The sequence below is a fragment of the Mycolicibacter terrae genome (genome assembly GCF_010727125.1).
GTDB classification, from domain to species: Bacteria; Actinomycetota; Actinomycetes; order Mycobacteriales; family Mycobacteriaceae; genus Mycobacterium; species Mycobacterium terrae.
The window spans coordinates 1,876,436-1,893,866 of the sequence record NZ_AP022564.1; the positions used below are offsets into that span (position 1 = coordinate 1,876,436).

Annotated in this window: 15 protein-coding genes; 9 read left to right on the forward strand and 6 right to left on the reverse strand. The window is 69.0% G+C overall.

Annotated features, from left to right (window positions below):
- The first annotated feature begins 1 nt into the window (after position 1).
- The 7 genes from G6N23_RS09195 to secG all read left to right on the forward strand — a co-directional run bounded on the left by G6N23_RS09195 (position 2) and on the right by secG (position 7,431).
- Positions 2-1,081 (forward strand): YvcK family protein, encoded by a 1,080-nt coding sequence (locus G6N23_RS09195; RefSeq protein WP_085259556.1) that lies wholly within the window; start codon positions 2-4, stop codon positions 1,079-1,081.
- Positions 1,078-2,055 (forward strand): DNA-binding protein WhiA, encoded by a 978-nt coding sequence (gene whiA / locus G6N23_RS09200; RefSeq protein ID WP_085259622.1) that lies wholly within the window; start codon positions 1,078-1,080, stop codon positions 2,053-2,055. Before G6N23_RS09195 ends, whiA begins: the two co-directional genes overlap by 4 nt.
- Before the next feature lie 225 nt (positions 2,056-2,280).
- A complete protein-coding gene (locus tag G6N23_RS09205) occupies positions 2,281-4,017 on the forward strand; it encodes a DUF3556 domain-containing protein (protein WP_085259555.1) in 1,737 nt (578 codons plus the stop codon).
- Positions 4,018-4,118: 101 nt separating this feature from the next.
- Positions 4,119-5,141, forward strand: coding sequence for a type I glyceraldehyde-3-phosphate dehydrogenase (gene gap, locus G6N23_RS09210; RefSeq protein WP_085259554.1), 1,023 nt, complete (start codon positions 4,119-4,121; stop codon positions 5,139-5,141).
- 5 nt (positions 5,142-5,146) lie between these two features.
- Complete coding sequence (locus G6N23_RS09215; protein ID WP_085259553.1) at positions 5,147-6,385, forward strand: phosphoglycerate kinase; 1,239 nt, start codon at positions 5,147-5,149, stop codon at positions 6,383-6,385.
- The gene (gene tpiA, locus G6N23_RS09220; RefSeq protein WP_085259552.1) at positions 6,382-7,167 is read left to right on the forward strand and encodes a triose-phosphate isomerase; all 786 of its coding nucleotides are present in this window, start codon (positions 6,382-6,384) and stop codon (positions 7,165-7,167) included. The genes G6N23_RS09215 and tpiA overlap by 4 nt, the downstream gene beginning before the upstream one ends.
- A gap of 30 nt (positions 7,168-7,197) precedes the next feature.
- On the forward strand, positions 7,198-7,431 hold the full coding sequence (secG, locus tag G6N23_RS09225; protein ID WP_085259551.1) for a preprotein translocase subunit SecG: 234 nt from the start codon (positions 7,198-7,200) through the stop codon (positions 7,429-7,431).
- Between the two features lie 5 nt (positions 7,432-7,436).
- On the opposite strand, the gene G6N23_RS09230 is transcribed toward secG, so the two are convergent.
- The 6 genes from G6N23_RS09230 to tkt are packed head-to-tail and all read right to left on the reverse strand — an operon-like array spanning position 7,437 to position 14,393.
- Complete coding sequence (locus G6N23_RS09230) at positions 7,437-7,835, reverse strand: ATPase (RefSeq protein ID WP_085259550.1); 399 nt, start codon at positions 7,833-7,835, stop codon at positions 7,437-7,439.
- A 32-nt stretch (positions 7,836-7,867) separates the two neighbouring features.
- Positions 7,868-8,617 carry a 6-phosphogluconolactonase gene (gene pgl / locus G6N23_RS09235; RefSeq protein ID WP_085259549.1) on the reverse strand — a complete coding sequence of 250 codons (750 nt, stop codon included), beginning with the start codon at positions 8,615-8,617 and terminating at the stop codon, positions 7,868-7,870.
- Positions 8,614-9,525 (reverse strand): glucose-6-phosphate dehydrogenase assembly protein OpcA, encoded by a 912-nt coding sequence (gene opcA, locus G6N23_RS09240; RefSeq protein WP_085259548.1) that lies wholly within the window; start codon positions 9,523-9,525, stop codon positions 8,614-8,616. Before opcA ends, pgl begins: the two co-directional genes overlap by 4 nt.
- Positions 9,526-9,580: 55 nt before the next feature.
- Entirely contained in the window at positions 9,581-11,137 is a 1,557-nt protein-coding gene (gene zwf / locus G6N23_RS09245; RefSeq protein WP_085259547.1) for a glucose-6-phosphate dehydrogenase, read from the reverse strand.
- A gap of 4 nt (positions 11,138-11,141) precedes the next feature.
- Positions 11,142-12,254, reverse strand: a complete 1,113-nt coding sequence (gene tal / locus G6N23_RS09250; RefSeq protein ID WP_085259546.1) for a transaldolase — start codon at positions 12,252-12,254, stop codon at positions 11,142-11,144.
- A gap of 39 nt (positions 12,255-12,293) precedes the next feature.
- Entirely contained in the window at positions 12,294-14,393 is a 2,100-nt protein-coding gene (tkt, locus tag G6N23_RS09255) for a transketolase (protein WP_085259545.1), read from the reverse strand.
- A 260-nt stretch (positions 14,394-14,653) separates the two neighbouring features.
- On the opposite strand from tkt, the gene G6N23_RS09260 reads away from it, so the two are divergent.
- The gene (locus G6N23_RS09260) at positions 14,654-15,577 is read left to right on the forward strand and encodes a heme o synthase (RefSeq protein WP_085259544.1); all 924 of its coding nucleotides are present in this window, start codon (positions 14,654-14,656) and stop codon (positions 15,575-15,577) included.
- 226 nt (positions 15,578-15,803) lie between these two features.
- Positions 15,804-17,384, forward strand: coding sequence for a PPE family protein (locus tag G6N23_RS09265; protein ID WP_085259621.1), 1,581 nt, complete (start codon positions 15,804-15,806; stop codon positions 17,382-17,384).
- Positions 17,385-17,431: the final 47 nt, after the last annotated feature.

Consider the following 17,431-nt stretch of genomic DNA (forward strand, 5'->3'; position numbering starts at 1 on the left):
AATGAGCGTGGAACCCGCCCATGGCGACCCGAGCATCGTGGCACTCGGCGGCGGGCACGGCCTGTACGCGACACTGTCGGCCGCCCGCCGGTTGACGCCGCACGTCACCGCCGTGGTCACCGTCGCCGACGATGGCGGATCCTCGGGCCGGTTGCGCAGCGAGCTGGACGTGGTGCCGCCGGGGGACCTGCGGATGGCGTTGGCGGCGCTGGCCTCCGACAGCCCGGCCGGGCGGCTGTGGGCGACCATCCTGCAGCACCGGTTCGGCGGCACCGGCGCGCTGGCCGGCCACCCGATCGGCAACCTGTTGCTGGCGGGCCTCAGCGAGGTGCTGGCCGACCCGGTGGCCGCACTCGACGAGCTCGGCCGGATGCTCGGCGTCAAAGGGCGGGTGCTGCCGATGTGTCCGATCGCCCTGCAGATCGAAGCCGACGTGTCCGGACTCGACGCCGATCCGCGGCTGTTCGGGGTGATCCGGGGCCAGGTGGCCATCGCGACCACACCGGGCAAGGTGCGCCGGGTGCGGTTGCTGCCGGGCAATCCGCCGGCGACGCGGCAGGCCGTCGACGCCATCATGTCCGCGGACCTGGTGGTACTCGGGCCGGGCTCGTGGTTCACCAGCGTGATCCCGCACCTGCTGGTGCCCGGGCTGGCGTCGGCGCTACAGACCACCACGGCCCGGCGCGCCCTGGTGCTCAACCTGGTCGCCGAACCAGGCGAGACCGCGGGATTCTCGGTGGAGCGGCACCTGCACGTATTGGCCCAGCACGCCCCCGGTTTCACCGTCGACCACATCATCATCGACGCCGGACGGGTGCCCAGCGAGCGCGAACGCGAGCAGTTGCGTCGCGCCGCGACCTTGTTCGCCGCGGAGGTTCGGTTCGTCGACGTGGCACGACCTGGTACACCTTTACATGACCCAGGAAAGTTGGCGGCAGCGCTGGACGGGGTTCGGAAGGCCGGCGCACCGTCGCCGGCGATCTCGAATCCGGTCGCGGCGCCGGCCGAGGGCGGGGGCCGGCAATCCGGCGTGAGTGGACCGAGCGCGCTCGGGCCTGGAGGTGACAAGTCGTGGCGATGACGGCCGAAGTCAAGGACGAACTGAGCCGTCTCGTGGTCAGCTCGGTCTCTGCGCGCCGCGCCGAGGTCGCGGCGTTGCTGCGCTTCGCCGGTGGGCTGCACATCGTGGCCGGCCGGGTCGTGGTCGAAGCCGAAGTGGATCTGGGTGTCATCGCCCGCAGACTGCGCAAGGACATCTTCGACCTGTACGGCTACAACGCGATCGTGCATGTGCTGACGGCCAGTGGGATGCGCAAGAACACCCGCTACGTGCTGCGGGTCACCAAGGACGGGGAGGCGCTGGCCCGCCAGACCGGCTTGCTGGACCTGCGTGGCCGGCCGGTGCGTGGCCTGCCCGCCCAGGTCGTCGGCGGCAGCGTCGCCGACGCCGAAGCCGCCTGGCGGGGCGCGTTTTTGGCGCACGGTTCGCTGACCGAGCCGGGCCGCTCGTCGGCTCTGGAGGTGGGCTGCCCGGGCCCGGAGGCCGCCCTGGCGCTGGTCGGCGCGGCGCGGCGCTTGGGGGTCAGCGCCAAGGCCCGCGAGGTGCGTGGCGCGGACCGGGTGGTGGTGCGCGACGGCGAGGCGATCGGGGCGTTGCTGACCCGAATGGGTGCCCAGGACACCCGGCTGGTCTGGGAGGAGCGCCGGATCCGTCGCGAGGTACGCGCGACCGCCAACCGGCTGGCCAACTTCGACGACGCCAACCTGCGTCGCTCGGCCCGGGCCGCGGTGGCGGCGGCGGCCCGGGTGGAACGCGCATTGGACATCCTCGGCGACACCGTTCCGGATCACCTGGCCTCGGCCGGCAAGCTGCGGGTGGAGCACCGGCAGGCGTCGCTGGAGGAGCTGGGCCGGCTGGCCGATCCGCCGATGACCAAAGACGCGGTGGCGGGGCGCATTCGGCGGCTGCTGTCGATGGCCGACCGCAAGGCCAAGCAGGACGGTATCCCCGACACCGAGTCCGCGGTCACCCCGGAGCTGCTGGAAGACGCCTGAGGGGCGCGGGTTGTCCACAGTTGGGGTTTGATCCACAGCCTGGCTCTCGCGTGCCGTCCGGTTCGGCGGCGCGGGAGCAGATCTCCGCGGCGCTGGACGCCATCGATACCGCGGCCCGCCCGACGGTCAGACCGCCCGGGTGCGGCGTGGCGCGCCCGAAACCGCATCCCGCGACTGGACTTACGGCTATAACAGAACGGGCACACGGCAGGGAGTGAGGACAGCATGGGGTTCATCAAACCGTCGGTTCCCGACGTCGACCCCCAAACGTGGCGCGCCACCGATTGGGCGACCCGGATCCAGGTCTGCAGCAGGCACTGGGCCGAACAGGGTTTCGGCACCCCCTCGGGGGTCTATCTGATCTACCTGTTCAAGATCGCGGCCTACGCCGCGGGCGCGGCGGCGGTCATCGCACTGACGCCGGGCCTGGGCGGGCTGGGCCGCATCGCCGAGTGGTGGACGCAGCCGATCGTCTACCAGAAGCTCGTCGTCTTCAGCCTGCTGTTCGAAATCCTGGGCCTGGGCTGCGGATCGGGCCCGCTGACCGCCCGGTTCTGGCCGCCCATCGGCGGTGTCCTGTACTGGTTGCGGCCCAACACGATCCGGTTGCCGCCGTGGCCGGACAAGGTTCCGTTCACCCGCGGCGACACCCGCACCGTGATCGATGTAGCGCTGTATGCGGCCGTGCTGGCATCCGGCATCCGGGCATTGCTGTCGCCCGGCGTCCCCGACACCGGCGTCGGCGCGATAGGCCTGATCGATCCGGTGCTGGTGTTGCCGACGATCATCGCGCTGGTCGCACTGGGTCTGCGGGACAAGACGATCTTTCTGGCCGCCCGCGCCGAGCACTACGGGCTGACGCTGCTGGTGTTCTTCTTTCCCTACGTCGACCAGATGGCCGCGTTCAAGCTCATCATCCTCGGGTTGTGGTGGGGTGCGGCCACATCCAAACTCAACCACCATTTTCCCTATGTGGTGGCGGTGATGACGAGCAACAACGCCCTGTTGCGCTCGCGGATATTCACCCGTGTCAAGCACCTGATGTACCGGGATCACATCAACGATCTGCGCCCCACCCGGATACCGCAGCTGATGGCCCACGTCGGTGGCACCACAGCTGAATTCATCGTGCCGGCGCTGCTGGTGCTCGTTGCCGGAGATCACCCCTGGCGCTGGGCCCTGATCGCGTTCATGGTGATCTTCCACCTCAACATCCTGTCCAACCTCCCGATGGGAGTCCCGTTGGAATGGAACGTGTTCTTTCTCTTCTCGCTGTTCTTCCTGTTCGGCCAGCACGCCGAGATCAACGTCTACGACCTGCGGTCGCCGCTGTTGATGGCGATCCTTCTCACCGGGCTCGTCGTGATTCCGGTCGCCGGCAACATGTTTCCGCAGCAGATTTCGTTCCTTCCGGCAATGCGGTATTACGCCGGGAACTGGGCGGCCAGCTTCTGGTGCTTCCGTGCCGGTACCGAGGGCACCGTGGAGGCCAACGTCGTCAAGAGCTCGCCACTGGTCATCAGCCAGTTGGCGAGGTTCTACGACCAGTCGACCGCCGACCTCGTCGCCGACAAGGTTCCGGGAGCATTCCGTGCCATGCACCTGCACGGCCGGGCCCTGAATGGACTGCTGCCCAGGGCGGTCGACGACGTGGCCGACTACAGCATCCGAGACGGCGAGATCATCGCGGGTCCGCTGATCGGGTGGAACTTCGGGGAAGGCCACCTGCACAACGAGCAGCTGCTGGCGGCGGTGCAGCGGCGTTGCCACTTCGAAGACGGCGACCTGCGGGTGGTCGTGCTGGAAGGCCAACCAATTCACCGCAGGGAACAGGCCTATCGGATCGTCGACGCCAAATCCGGCCTGATCGAAGCGGGATACGTAGCCGTGGCCGACATGCTCAGCCGCCAACCCTGGCCGGAGCCCGGCGACGAGTTCCCGGTCCGGATCACCTCGCATTAGGCCGAGGCGGCCGTGGGCCGTCCCCGATGACCTGTGGGTTCGATCACGCATTAGGCTGGCGGCCAGTACACCAGCAAACTAGGCGACACGAGGAGAGACCAGTGACGGTCCGGGTAGGCGTGAACGGCTTCGGCCGCATCGGGCGGAACTTCTTCAGGGCATTGGACGCCCAGAAAGCCCAGGGCAGTAACACCGACATCGAGATCGTCGCGGTCAACGACCTGACCGATAACGCCAGCCTGGCGCACCTGCTGAAATTCGACTCCATCCTGGGCCGGCTGCCCCACGACGTCAGCCTCGAGGGCGACGACACCATCGTCGTCGGCAACACCAAGATCAAGGCGCTGGAGGTCAAGGAGGGCCCGGCGGCCCTGCCGTGGGGTGACCTGGGCGTCGACGTGGTCGTCGAGTCCACCGGTATCTTCACCAACGCCGCCAAGGCCAAGGGCCACCTGGACGCCGGCGCCAAGAAGGTCATCATCTCCGCGCCGGCCACCGATGAGGACATCACCATCGTGCTGGGCGTCAACGACGACAAGTACGACGGCAGCCAGAACATCATCTCCAACGCCTCATGCACCACGAACTGCCTGGGCCCGCTGGCCAAGGTGCTCAACGACGAGTTCGGCATCGTCAAGGGCCTGATGACCACCATCCACGCCTACACCCAGGACCAGAACCTGCAGGACGGCCCGCACAGCGACCTGCGTCGCGCCCGGGCCGCTGCGGTCAACATCGTGCCGACCTCCACCGGCGCCGCCAAGGCGATCGGCCTGGTGCTGCCCGAGCTGAAGGGCAAGCTGGACGGCTACGCCCTGCGGGTGCCGATCCCCACCGGCTCGGTCACCGACCTGACCGCCGAGCTGAGCAAGGCGGCCTCGATCGCCGACATCAACGCCGCGATGAAGGCCGCCGCCGAGGGCCCGATGAAGGGCATCCTGAAGTACTACGACGCCCCGATCGTGTCGAGCGACATCGTCACCGACCCGCACTCCTCGCTGTATGACGCCGGACTGACCAAGGTCATCGACAACCAGGCCAAGGTGGTCTCCTGGTACGACAACGAGTGGGGCTACTCCAACCGGCTGGTCGACCTGGTCTCGCTCGTCGGCAAGTCCCTGTAAGCGCCGTGGCCCACAAGACGCTGGACGACCTTCTCGAGCAAGGAATTTCGGGTCGGGGCGTACTGGTGCGCTCCGATCTGAACGTGCCGCTCGACGACGACGGACGCATCACCGACGCCGGGCGGATCACCGCCTCGGTGCCGACGCTGCGGGCGCTGTCGCAGGCCGGCGCCAAGGTGGTCGTGACCGCGCATCTGGGCCGGCCCAAGGGACAACCGGACCCGGCGCTGTCGTTGGCGCCGGTCGCGGCCGCGCTCGGCGAACAGCTGGGCCGGCACGTCCAGCTGGCCGGTGATGTGGTCGGCACCGATGCGCTGGCCCGCGCCGAGGGCCTCACCGACGGCGACGTGCTGCTGCTGGAAAACATCCGCTTCGACCCGCGGGAGACCAGCAAGGACGAAGGTGAGCGCCTGGCCCTGGCCCGGGCGCTGGCCGAGCTGGTCGCGGCGCCGGACGGCTCACCGGGGGCGTTCGTCTCCGACGGGTTCGGGGTGGTGCACCGCAAGCAGGCCTCGGTCTACGACGTCGCCACCCTGCTGCCCTCCTATGCCGGGACGCTGGTCGCCGCGGAGATCCAGGTGCTGCGGCAGCTGACCGAGTCGACCGATCGCCCCTACGCGGTGGTACTGGGCGGGTCGAAGGTCTCCGACAAGCTGGGTGTGATCAAGTCGCTGGCGACCAAGGCCGATTCCATCGTGATCGGCGGCGGCATGTGCTTCACCTTCCTGGCCGCCCAGGGGCTGCCGGTCGGCACCTCCCTGCTGGAGTCCGACATGGTCGACACCTGCCGGCAGCTGCTGGACGACTACGCCGACGTGCTGCGACTGCCGGTGGACATCGTGGTCGCCGATGAGTTCGACGCCGCCGCCACCGGCGAGGTGGTCGCGGCCGACGCCATCGGAGAGAACAAGATGGGCCTGGACATCGGTCCCGGCTCGGTGGAGCGGTTCGCCGCCCTGCTGTCGAACGCCCGGACCATCTTCTGGAACGGGCCGATGGGTGTGTTCGAGTTCCCGGCGTTCGCCGCCGGCACCAGGGGAGTGGCCGAGGCGATCGCGGCGGCCACGGCCAAGGGCGCGTTCAGCGTCGTCGGCGGGGGGGACTCCGCCGCGGCGGTGCGGGCACTCGAGCTCAACGAGGACGGTTTCTCGCACATCTCCACCGGCGGCGGGGCGTCGCTGGAATACCTTGAGGGAAAACCACTGCCAGGCCTGCAGGCACTGGAGACCGAAGGGGCGCAATGAGTCGCAAACCGCTGATCGCCGGCAACTGGAAGATGAACCTCAACCATTTCGAGGCCATCGCGCTGGTGCAGAAGGTGGCGTTCTCGCTGCCGGACAAGTACTACGACAAGGTCGATGTGACCGTGCTGCCGCCGTTCACCGACCTGCGCAGCGTGCAGACCCTGGTCGACGGGGACAAGCTGCGGCTGACCTTCGGCGCCCAGGACCTCTCGCAGCACGACTCGGGCGCCTACACCGGTGAGATCAGCGGGGCCTTCCTGGCCAAGCTGGGGTGCAGCTACGTCGTGGTCGGGCACTCGGAGCGACGCAGCTACCACGGCGAGGATGACGCGCTGGTGGCCGCCAAGGCCGCCGCCGCGCTCAGACACGGCCTGGCTCCGATCGTCTGCGTCGGCGAGCACCTGGAGATCCGGGAGTCCGGCGGACACGTGGAGTATTGCCTGGATCAGTTGCGCGGCTCATTGGCCGGGTTGAGCGCCGAGCAGATCGGCGCGAGCGTCATCGCCTATGAGCCGGTGTGGGCGATCGGCACCGGCCGGGTCGCCGGTGCCGCCGACGCCCAGGAGGTGTGCGCGGCGGTGCGCGCGGAGTTAGGCAAGCTTGCCTCGCCCAAGATCGCCGAGAGTGTGCGGGTGCTCTACGGCGGTTCGGTCAACGCCAAGAACATCGGCGAACTGATCGGCCAGCCCGACGTGGACGGCGGTCTGGTCGGCGGGGCATCGCTGGACGGCGAGCAGTTCGCCACCCTGGCGGCGCTGGCCGCCGGCGGCCCGCTCCCGTGACGCGGCGCGGGAAACGGTAGGGTAGCGGCCATGATCGTGACGCTGCAGATTCTCTTGGTGATCACCAGCCTGCTGGTGATTCTGCTGGTGCTGCTGCACCGCGCCAAGGGTGGCGGCCTGTCGACCCTGTTCGGCGGTGGCGTGCAGTCCAGCCTGTCCGGGTCGACGGTGGTGGAGAAGAACCTCGACCGGCTGACCTACTTCGTCATCGCCATCTGGCTGGTGTCGATCATCGCGGTGGGCCTGCTCATCAAGTACGCCTGACCCGGCTAACGCACCACCCGGTTGCGCATGGCGTTGAACATGCCGCGCATGACGTTCTCGGTCGCGGCCAGCGGCGACATCGCGGTCTCGCCGACCCCGACGATGTAGTCGATCCGGCTGACGATGGCCTCAACCGGCTCGATGAGGGCCGCCAGGCGGCGAGCCAGATCGTCGAGGCCGGACATGGTCTGCTCCAGGTGGTCCAGGCCGTTGCCGAGGCGTTCGACGGTGGCGTTGAGGCCCTCCAGCGAGCTGTTGAGCTCGTTCATGGTGGCGCCCAGGCCGCCCAGCACATCCTCAAGCTGCCCGACGGTCACGTCGGCGTTCAGCGCCGCCTGCGCCAGTGTCTTGAGCCGCTTGCGTTCCGGACCGCTGCCTGAGCTTCTGTCTGCCATGGCGCTCATTATGACGCGGTGGCGCGTTCGGTCGGTGTGGGCTAGGAAGATTGCTCTGGTGGCAGTTGTGCGGCCGCCGCCGCGTCGAGCAGCCACACCGTCTCTTCGCGCCCGACCGCCCCGGCCGCCGGAACCGACACCGGGTCCGCACCGCCGATCGCCGCGGCCACCGCTTCGGCCTTGGCCGCGCCGGACACCACCAGCCACACCTGGCGGGAGCGGCGGACCGCGGGCAGGGTCAGGGTGATGCGGCGCGGCGGGGGCTTGGGCGAGTCGTAGACGGGCAGCACCAGGCGGGCGGTCTCGGCCACCGCCGGGGTGTCCGGGAACAGCGAGTTGACGTGACCCTCCCCACCCATGCCCAGGAGGTGCACATCGAAGTCCGGGGTGCGCTCACCCGGTTCGGCGTGATCGGCCAAGACCTGCTCGTAGGCCAGCGCGGCAACATCCAGGTCGTCGCCGAATGCACCGTCACTGGCGGCCATCGCATGAATGTTGCCGGCCGGAATCGCGACGTGGTCGAGTAACGCGGCCCGGGCCTGCTTCTCGTTGCGCTCGTCGTCGTCTCCTGGCACGAACCGGTCGTCGCCGAAGTAGACCTGCACGCGTCCCCAGTCGATGCGCGATGCGTGCTCACCGAGCCGGCGTAGCAGACCGATCCCGGTGCCGCCCCCGGTCAGCACGATCAACGCCCGGCCCCTCGCGGCCAAGGCCGCCTCGATGGCATCGGCCAGACGGTCACCGGCGGCGGCGATGAGTTCATCGGCGTCGGGGTAGATCACAACGGTCACAGGTACTCCACTTCTTCGAGGCCGGCCAGCGCCGCGCCGTAGATGGCGTCGGGGTCCAGCCGGCGCAGGTCTTCGGCGAGACACTCGGCCGTCACCCGACGCGGTAGCGGAACCAGCGCGTCCGGGCTGGCGGTGCGGCCCAAGGTGGCGATCACCCCGTCCTGGGGTCGGCTCAGCACGACGGTCTCGCTGTCGCGCACCAGCTCGATCTTCAGCTCGCCGACCGCGCGCCGCACCGGTCCGTCCACCCGGCTGGCCAGCCAGCCGGCCAGGATGTCCAGCGCCGGTTCGGTCGCCAGTCCGGACACCAGCGCCGAGCGGATCGGCTCGTAGGGCGGCTGATCCATTGCGGAGGCCAGCAGTGCCCGCCAATAGGTGATGCGACTCCACGACAGGTCGGTGTCACCGGCGGTGTAGCCGCTCCGCCGGCCCTTGATCGCGGCCAGCGGATCCGGGCTGTTGGTGGCGTCGGTGATCCGGCGCACGGCCAGGGCGCCCAGCGGGTCCTCGGCCGGTGCCGCCGGCGCGATCTCCGGCCACCACGCGACCACCGGGATGTCGGGCAACAGGAATGGCAGTACGACCGCATCGGCGTGCCCGGCGAGCGGGCCGGACAACCGCAGCACCACCACCTCACCGGCGCCGGCGTCCCCGAACATCCGCAGCTGGGCGTCCAGGCGGGCGTCGCGGGCATCGGTGTCGTCGGTCATCACCACGATGACCCGGCTGGGATGCTCCTGGCTGGCCATGTTGGCCGCGGCGATCGACTCGTCGAGCAGCGCGTCGTTCTCGAGGGCCACGATCAGGGTCAGGACCCGGCCGGTCGTCGCCGCACCGATCCGCTCACGCAGCTGGTTGAGCTTCTTGTTGATCGCGGTGGTGGAGGTGTCCGGCAGCTCGACGATCATCGGCGCCGCTCCTCGGTGTCGCTTGTCGGTCGCACTGCATCGTCGGCGGCGCGGATCACGGCCGCCGCCATTCCCGGCCGGAGCGCGTCAGCATCTCGAACGACGACGGCGGCCCCCAGGTACCGGCTTGATAGGGCTCGGGTCTGCCGTGCTCCGCCCAGTTCTCGAGCACCGGATCGAGGATCTCCCAAGACAATTCGACTTCGGCGTTGACCGGGAACAACGACGGTTCACCGAGCAGCACGTCGAGGATCAGACGTTCGTAGGCTTCCGGTGAATCCTCGGAGAACGCCGAGCCGTAGGAGAAGTCCATGTTGACGTCGCGGACCTCCATCAGATGCCCGGGCACCTTGGAGCCGAACCGCAGGGTGATCCCCTCGTCGGGCTGAACCCGGATCACCAGGGCGTTCTTGCCCAGCTCATCGGTCATGGTGGCGTCGAAGGGCAGGTGCGGCGCGCGCTTGAACACCAGCGCGATCTCGGTGACCCGCCGTCCCAGGCGCTTTCCACTGCGCAGATAGAACGGCACGCCGGCCCAGCGCCGGGTGTCGACCTCCAAGGTGATGGCCGCAAAGGTCTCGGTCCGGGAGTCCTCGGCGAACCCGTCCTCCTCGAGCAGACCGACGACGCGTTCACCACCCTGCCACCCGCCGGCGTACTGGCCGCGGGAGGTGGTCTCGTCCAGTGGCTGCGCCAGCCTGGTGGCGGAGAGCACCTTGATCTTCTCGGTCTGCAACTCGGCGGGGGAGAAGCTGACCGGCTCCTCCATGGCGGTCAGTGCCAGCAACTGCAGCAGGTGGTTCTGGATCACGTCGCGAGCGGCGCCGATGCCGTCGTAGTAGCCGGCCCGCCCGCCCAGCCCGATGTCTTCGGCCATGGTGATCTGCACATGGTCGACGTAGTGCGCATTCCAGATCGGGTCGAACAGTTGATTGGCGAACCGCAGCGCCAGGATGTTCTGGACCGTCTCCTTGCCCAGATAGTGGTCGATGCGAAACACCGACTCCTCCGGGAAGACGCTGTTGAGCACGTTGTTGAGCTCGACCGCGCTCGACAGGTCATGACCGAACGGCTTCTCGATCACCACTCGGCTCCACCGGCCCTCCCGCGGCCGGGCCAGCCCGCTGGCGTGCAGCTTCTCGCACACCACCGGGAACGCAGCGGGCGGGATCGACAGGTAGAAGGCGTGATTGCCGCCGGTGCCGCGCTCGGAGTCGAGCTGCTCAAGGGTCTCGGCCAGCCGGGCGAAGGCGGCATCATCGTCGAACGACCCTGTCACGAAACGGAATCCGGCGGCCAACCGGTCCCACACCACCTGGCGGAACGGGGTTCGGGCGTGCTGTTTGACGGCTTGGTAGACCACGTCGGCGAAGTCCTCGTCGGCCCAATCCCGGCGGGCGAACCCGACCAGTGCGAACGTCGGTGGCAGCAGGCCGCGGTTGGCCAGGTCGTAGATGGCCGGCATCAGCTTGCGCCGCGCAAGGTCGCCGGTGACCCCGAAGATCACCACGCCGCACGGGCCCGCGATACGGGGCAGGCGCTTGTCACGCTTGTCCCGCAGGGGGTTTCGCCACCCCGCGGCCGAGTTACGTGCTCCCTCCGCGCCCGCCATCAGATCACTTGGCGGCGTCGAGCTGCGCTGCGGTGGCGTCCAGCAGTTCACCCCACGACGCCTCGAACTTGTCTACGCCTTCTTTCTCCAGCACCTCGAACACATCGGGCAGGTCGATGCCCACGGCCGAGAGCTGGTCGAAGACCTGCTGCGAGGCCGCCTCGGTGCCCGCGATGGTGTCTCCGGTGACCTCGCCGTGGTCGGCCACCGCGTCCAATGTCGGCTCCGGCATGGTGTTGACGGTATTCGCGGCCACCAGCTCGGTGACGTAGAGGGTGTCGGGGTACTCCGGGTTCTTCACCCCGGTGGAGGCCCACAGCGGCCGTTGCACCCGGGCGCCGTGTGCGGCCAGCGCGGCGAAGCGTTCGCCGGCGAAGACCTCCTCGTAGGCGGCGTAGGCCAACCGGGCGTTGGCCACGCCGGCCTTTCCGCGCAGCGCCAGGGCGTCGGCCGAACCGATCTTCTCCAACCGACCGTCCACCTCGGTGTCCACCCGGGAGACGAAGAACGAAGCCACCGAGTGGATCTTGGACAGATCGTGCCCGGCGGCCTTGGCCGCTTCCAGGCCGGCCAGGTAGGCGTCCATCACCTCGCGGTGCCGCTCGACGGAGAAGATCAGCGTGACGTTGACCGAGACACCCTCGGCCAGCGCCGCGGTGATGGCCGGCAGCCCGGCCTTGGTGGCCGGGATCTTGATGAACAGGTTCGGCCGGTCGACGATCTTCCACAGCTCGAGGGCCTGGGCGATGGTCTTGTCGGTGTCATGGGCCAGACGGGGGTCGACCTCGATCGACACCCGGCCGTCGACGCCGTCGGAATCCTCCCACGCCTTGGTCAACACGTCGCAACCGTTGCGCACGTCGTCGGTCGTGACCGTGCGGATCACGGCGTCCACGTCGGCGCCGCGAGCAGCCAGTTCGGAAAGCTGCTTGTCGTAGGCGTGGCCCTTCTCCAGTGCTTTCTGGAAGATGGTCGGGTTGGTCGTCACCCCGACGACACTGCGGGTGGCGACGAGCTCGGCCAGGTTGCCCGACGTCAGGCGGTCCCGGGACAAATCGTCGAGCCACACCGATACGCCGGCGGCGCTCAGAGCGGCAAGCCTTTCGTTCTGAGTCATGTTGCGCTCCTTCTCAATCGATGTGCGAGTCGGCCGGCCTCAGTTGTTCAAGGTCCGTTCGGCGGCGGCGACGACGGCCTCCGGGGTGAAACCGAACTCGCGGAACAGGGTTTTGTAGTCGGCGGATTCGCCGTAGTGCTCGATCGAGACGATTTCCCCGGTGTCGCCGACCAGCTTATGCCAGCACTGCGCGACACCGGCTTCGACCGCGACCCGCGCCGACACCGCGGGCGGCAGCACCGCGTCGCGGTACTCGGCCGGCTGCGACTCGAACCACTCCAGACAGGGCATCGACACCACGCGGGCATTGATGTTCTTGTCCGCCAAGAGTTTCTGAGCTTCCACGGCCAGTTGTACCTCCGATCCGGTGGCGATCAGCAGCACGTCGGGCTGTGCTGCGCCCGCGGCGCCGGAACCGCCGAGGACGTATCCGCCGCGGGCCACGCCCTCGGGGTCGGTACCCTCCAGGATCGGCACACCCTGACGGGTCAGAACCAGCCCGACCGGACCGCTGTCCGCGCCGCGGGCCAGCACAATGCGCCAGGCGTGGGCGGTCTCATTGGCGTCGGCCGGGCGCACCACCGACAGCCGGGGGATGGCGCGCAGTGCCGCCAGGTGCTCGATCGGCTGATGGGTGGGGCCGTCTTCACCCAGGCCGATCGAGTCGTGGGTCCACACGTAGATCGGATCGATGTCCATCAGCGCCGCCAGTCGCACCGCGGGCCGCATGTAGTCGGAGAACTGCAGGAAGGTACCGCCGTAGGCTCGGGTCGGGCCGTGCAGCACGATGCCCGACAGGATCGAGCCCATCGCGTGCTCACGGATCCCGAAGTGCAGGGTGCGGCCATAGGGGTCGGCGGTGTAGTCCTGGGTGGAGATCGACGCCGGGCCGAACGACTTGACGCCGTCCATCGTGGTGTTGTTGCTGCCGGCCAGATCGGCTGAGCCGCCCCACAATTCGGGAAGCTTCGGCCCCACCGCCGAGAGCACCTTGCCGGATGCGGCGCGGGTGGCCACCGCCTTGGAGCCGGGCTCCCAGTACGGCAGGTCGGCGTCCCAGCCTTCCGGCAGCTCACCGGCGATCAGGCGGTCCAGCAGTGCCTTGCGTTCCGGCTCCCGGGCCGCCCAGGCCTCGAACTGCGCCTGCCAGTCGGCGTGAGCCTCCTTGCCGCGGGCCACCAGCCCCCGGGTGTGGGTGATCACGTCCTCGCGGACGTCGAAGGACTTGTCCGGGTCGAACCCGAGTGCGGATTTGGTGGCGGCCACCTCGTCGTCACCCAGCGCCGCGCCGTGGGCGGCGCCGGTGTTCATCTTCTCGGGGGCCGGGTACCCGATGATCGTGCGCAGCGAGATGAACGACGGCTGGTCGGTGACCGCCTTCGCCTTGGCGATCGCCTCCTCGATGCCGGTGACGTTCTCGCCGCCCTCGATCTCCTGGACGTGCCAGCCGTAGGCCCGGTAGCGGGCGGCGGTGTCCTCGCACAGCGCGATCGCGGTGTCGTCCTCGATGGAGATCTTGTTGTGGTCGTAGAACACGATCAGGTTGCCGAGCTGCTGGACGCCGGCCAGCGAGGACGCCTCACTGGTGACGCCTTCCTGGATGTCACCGTCGGAGGCGATCACGTAGATGTAGTGGTCGAACGGGCTCTCGCCGGGGGCGGCGTCCGGGTCGAACAGTCCGCGTTCGTAGCGGGCGGCCATCGCCATTCCGACGGCGGACGCCAGACCCTGGCCCAGGGGACCGGTGGTGATCTCCACACCCTTGGTGTGGCGGAACTCCGGGTGCCCCGGAGTCTTGGATCCCCAGGTGCGCAACGCCTCGATGTCGGAGAGCTCCAGACCGAAACCGCCCAGGTAGAGCTGGATGTAGAGGGTCAGGCTGGAGTGCCCGCAGGACAGCACGAACCGGTCGCGGCCCAGCCAGTGCGTGTCGGAGGGATCGTGGCGCATCACCCGCTGGAACAGCGTGTATGCCAGCGGAGCCAGGCTCATCGCCGTGCCGGGGTGGCCGTTACCGACCTTCTGCACCGCATCGGCGGCCAGCACCCGGGCGGTGTCGACGGCGACCGAGTCGATCTCGGCCCAGTCGTCGGGGTGGTGCGGTCGGGTAAGGGCGGAGATCTCTGCAGCAGTGGTCACGAACGTGAAGTCCTCATCTTCGGGATATGTCTGGGCAAGCCTGGTTGGTTCTCACCCTAGCGGCGTTCGCAAGGGCGGCGGAGCCGCGGACAGCGCGGGGTGCCGCCATTAACCTAGTGCGGGCAGGGGCGGTGCCGCAGGTCCGGTCACGGTGTGGATTACCCGTCAATCGACCCTGCGATTCGGCCGACCAGGCTGCGCGGTCTACCATCGTCCGTAGTAGACGCTGGCGTCGCTGCTGCCATCTGAGGAGTCATCACGTGAGTATTCGCGAGCGCGCCGCGCCGCGCCGAATACGCGCAATCCGTTCCACGTTGCTGGCGTACCTGTCGCTGACCAAGCCGCGGATCATCGAGTTGCTGCTGGTGACGACCATTCCGGCGATGCTGCTGGCCGATCGTGGCACGGTGAATCCGCTGCTGATCTTCAACACGCTGATCGGCGGGATGCTGGCCGCCGCGGGCGCTCACGCCCTGAACTGCGTCGTCGACGCCGATATCGACAAGGTGATGAAGCGCACTGCGCGCCGTCCGCTGGCTCGCGAGGCAGTACCGACCCGCAACGCCCTGATCTTCGGCCTGACGCTCGGCGTCGCCTCGTTCCTCTGGCTGTGGCGCACCACCAACTTGATGTCCGGCGTACTGGCCATGGCCACCATCGCGTTTTACGTGCTGGTCTACTCGATGATGCTCAAGCGGCGTACCTCGCAGAACGTGGTGTGGGGTGGCGCGGCCGGCTGCATGCCGGTGGTGATCGGCTGGTCGGCGGTGACCGGCACCATCGGCTGGCCGGCGCTGGTGATGTTCGCGGTCATCTTCTTCTGGACGCCACCGCACACCTGGGCACTGGCCATGCGCTACAAGGACGACTACGCGGCGGCGGGGGTGCCGATGCTGCCGGTGGTCGCCAGTGAGCGCGTCGTCACGCACCGCATCGTGCTCTACACCTGGGCGACGGTGGCCGCCACGCTGGCGTTGGTGCCCGCCGCCGGGTGGCTGTACGCCTCGGTGGCTTTCCTGGCCGGGGTCTGGTTCTTGACCATGGCCCACCAGCTCTACGCCGGGGTGCGCCGCGGTGAGCCGGTCAAGCCGCTGCGGCTGTTCCTGCAGTCGAACAACTACCTCGCGGTGGTGTTCTGCGCGCTTGCGGTGGACTCGGCCATCGGCCTGCCCACGCTGTTCTGAGTCCGCGCTGGCCGGCGGGTCGCCGGCCTTCCACGCGAACCGGGTTTCGCGCCCGCGCCCAGCGATGACTGCGGAGTCGGCATGTCGGCGACGGTGCCAGCCGAACCGGCGACACCACGCTGCGCGACGCAGCGACAAAACGGGCGGGCAGAGCTTGCGCGGACGCCCGCCGTGGTATTCAATCGTCGATAATGAAAATCATGTTCAACTCGGCGGGCCGGCCGTGATGCCGGCGCCCGCATGGATGGCCTCGCCGCCGGAGGTGCATTCGGCGTTGTTGAGCGCCGGGCCGGGTCCGGGTCCGCTGCTGGCGTCGGCGGCGGCGTGGTCGGCGCTGAGTGTGGAGTACGCGGCGGTCGCCGATGAGCTGATGGCCGTGCTGGGGGCGGTGCAGGCCGGGGCGTGGCAGGGCCCGAGTGCGGATACCTATGTGGCGGCCCACGCGCCGTACCTGGCGTGGCTGACCCGGGCCGGAGCAGACAGCGCGGCGGCGGCAGACCAGAGTGCGACGGCGGCGGCGGCCTACACGGCCGCACTGGTGGCCATGCCGACCTTGCCGGAGCTGGCGACCAACCACGCCGTGCATGGAGTGTTGGTGGCGACGAACTTTTTTGGGATCAACACGATTCCGATTGCGGTCAACGAGGCCGACTATGCGCGGATGTGGGTGCAGGCGGCGACGACCATGGCGACCTATGAGGCGGTGGCGGGCTCGGCGGTGGCCTCGACACCACACACCGCCCCGGCGCCACAGATCGTCGAAGGGTCGTCCGGGCACGACCACGACCATGACCACGGGGAGGCCAGCGACTGGGATAACCAGGTCGCGCAGTGGTTGCGCTCGCTGACCGGGAGCCAGGTGGACTGGGATCCCACCGAGGGCACCGTCAACGGCGTGGGCTACGACGCCTACACCGATCCGAGCCAGTTGATGTACTGGGTGGTGCGGGCGCTGGAATTCAGCCAGGATTTCCAGCACTTCGGCAATCAGCTGCTCACTAATCCGGCCGGCGCCTTCCAGTACCTGGTCCAGTTGGCGCTGTTCGACTGGCCCACCCACATCGCCGAGATCGCCAGCTGGCTGGCCCAGTCGCCGCAGTTGGTGGCGCTGGCGCTGGGTGCGGCGGTGGCCCCGGCCGGCGCCGGCCTGGCCGGGCTGGCGGGGCTGGCGGGACTACCGCAGCCGGCGGTGCCGGTCCCCGCGTTGCCGGCCGAGGTGGGCGGGCACGCGTTGCCGGCGGTGGGCAGCGTCCCGCCCGCGCCGGCGGTTTCCGGAGCGGTCAACGCGTCGGCCCCGGCACCGCCGGCGCCGGCGAGTGCGGCCGCGGGGCCCGCATCGGCATCAGCCGCCCCGCCGGCGCCGGCCGGGGCGTCGTTCGTCCCGCCCTACCTGATCGGCGGGCCCGGCGTCGGGTCGGGCTCGGGGATGGGTGTCGCCGCGCGCGCGGCGCGCAAGGCCCCCGAACCCGACAGTGCCGCTGTGGCGGCGGCCGCGCGTGAGGCCAATCGGGAACGCGCCCAGGCCCGGCGCCGCCGGCGTGCCACCAAGCACGACCACGCCGATCAGTTCATGACGATGGGTGTGGGGGTCGATCCGGACTGGCAGCTGCCGGACGACGAGGAGGTTCTGGCCGCTGACCGCGGCGCCGGTCCGCTGGGCTTCGCCGGCAGCGTCGCCAAGGAACAACTCGCGGCGGCCGGGATGACCCGGCTGGCGGGGGCGTTCGGCGACGGGCCGCAGGAGCCGATGGTGCCGGGCAGCTGGGGACGAGACGACACCTCCGCCAATTCCCAAAAGTTCGGGTAGCCGAAAAACAAAGTTCCATGCATTAAACTCAGTCGCCGTGCCAGTGG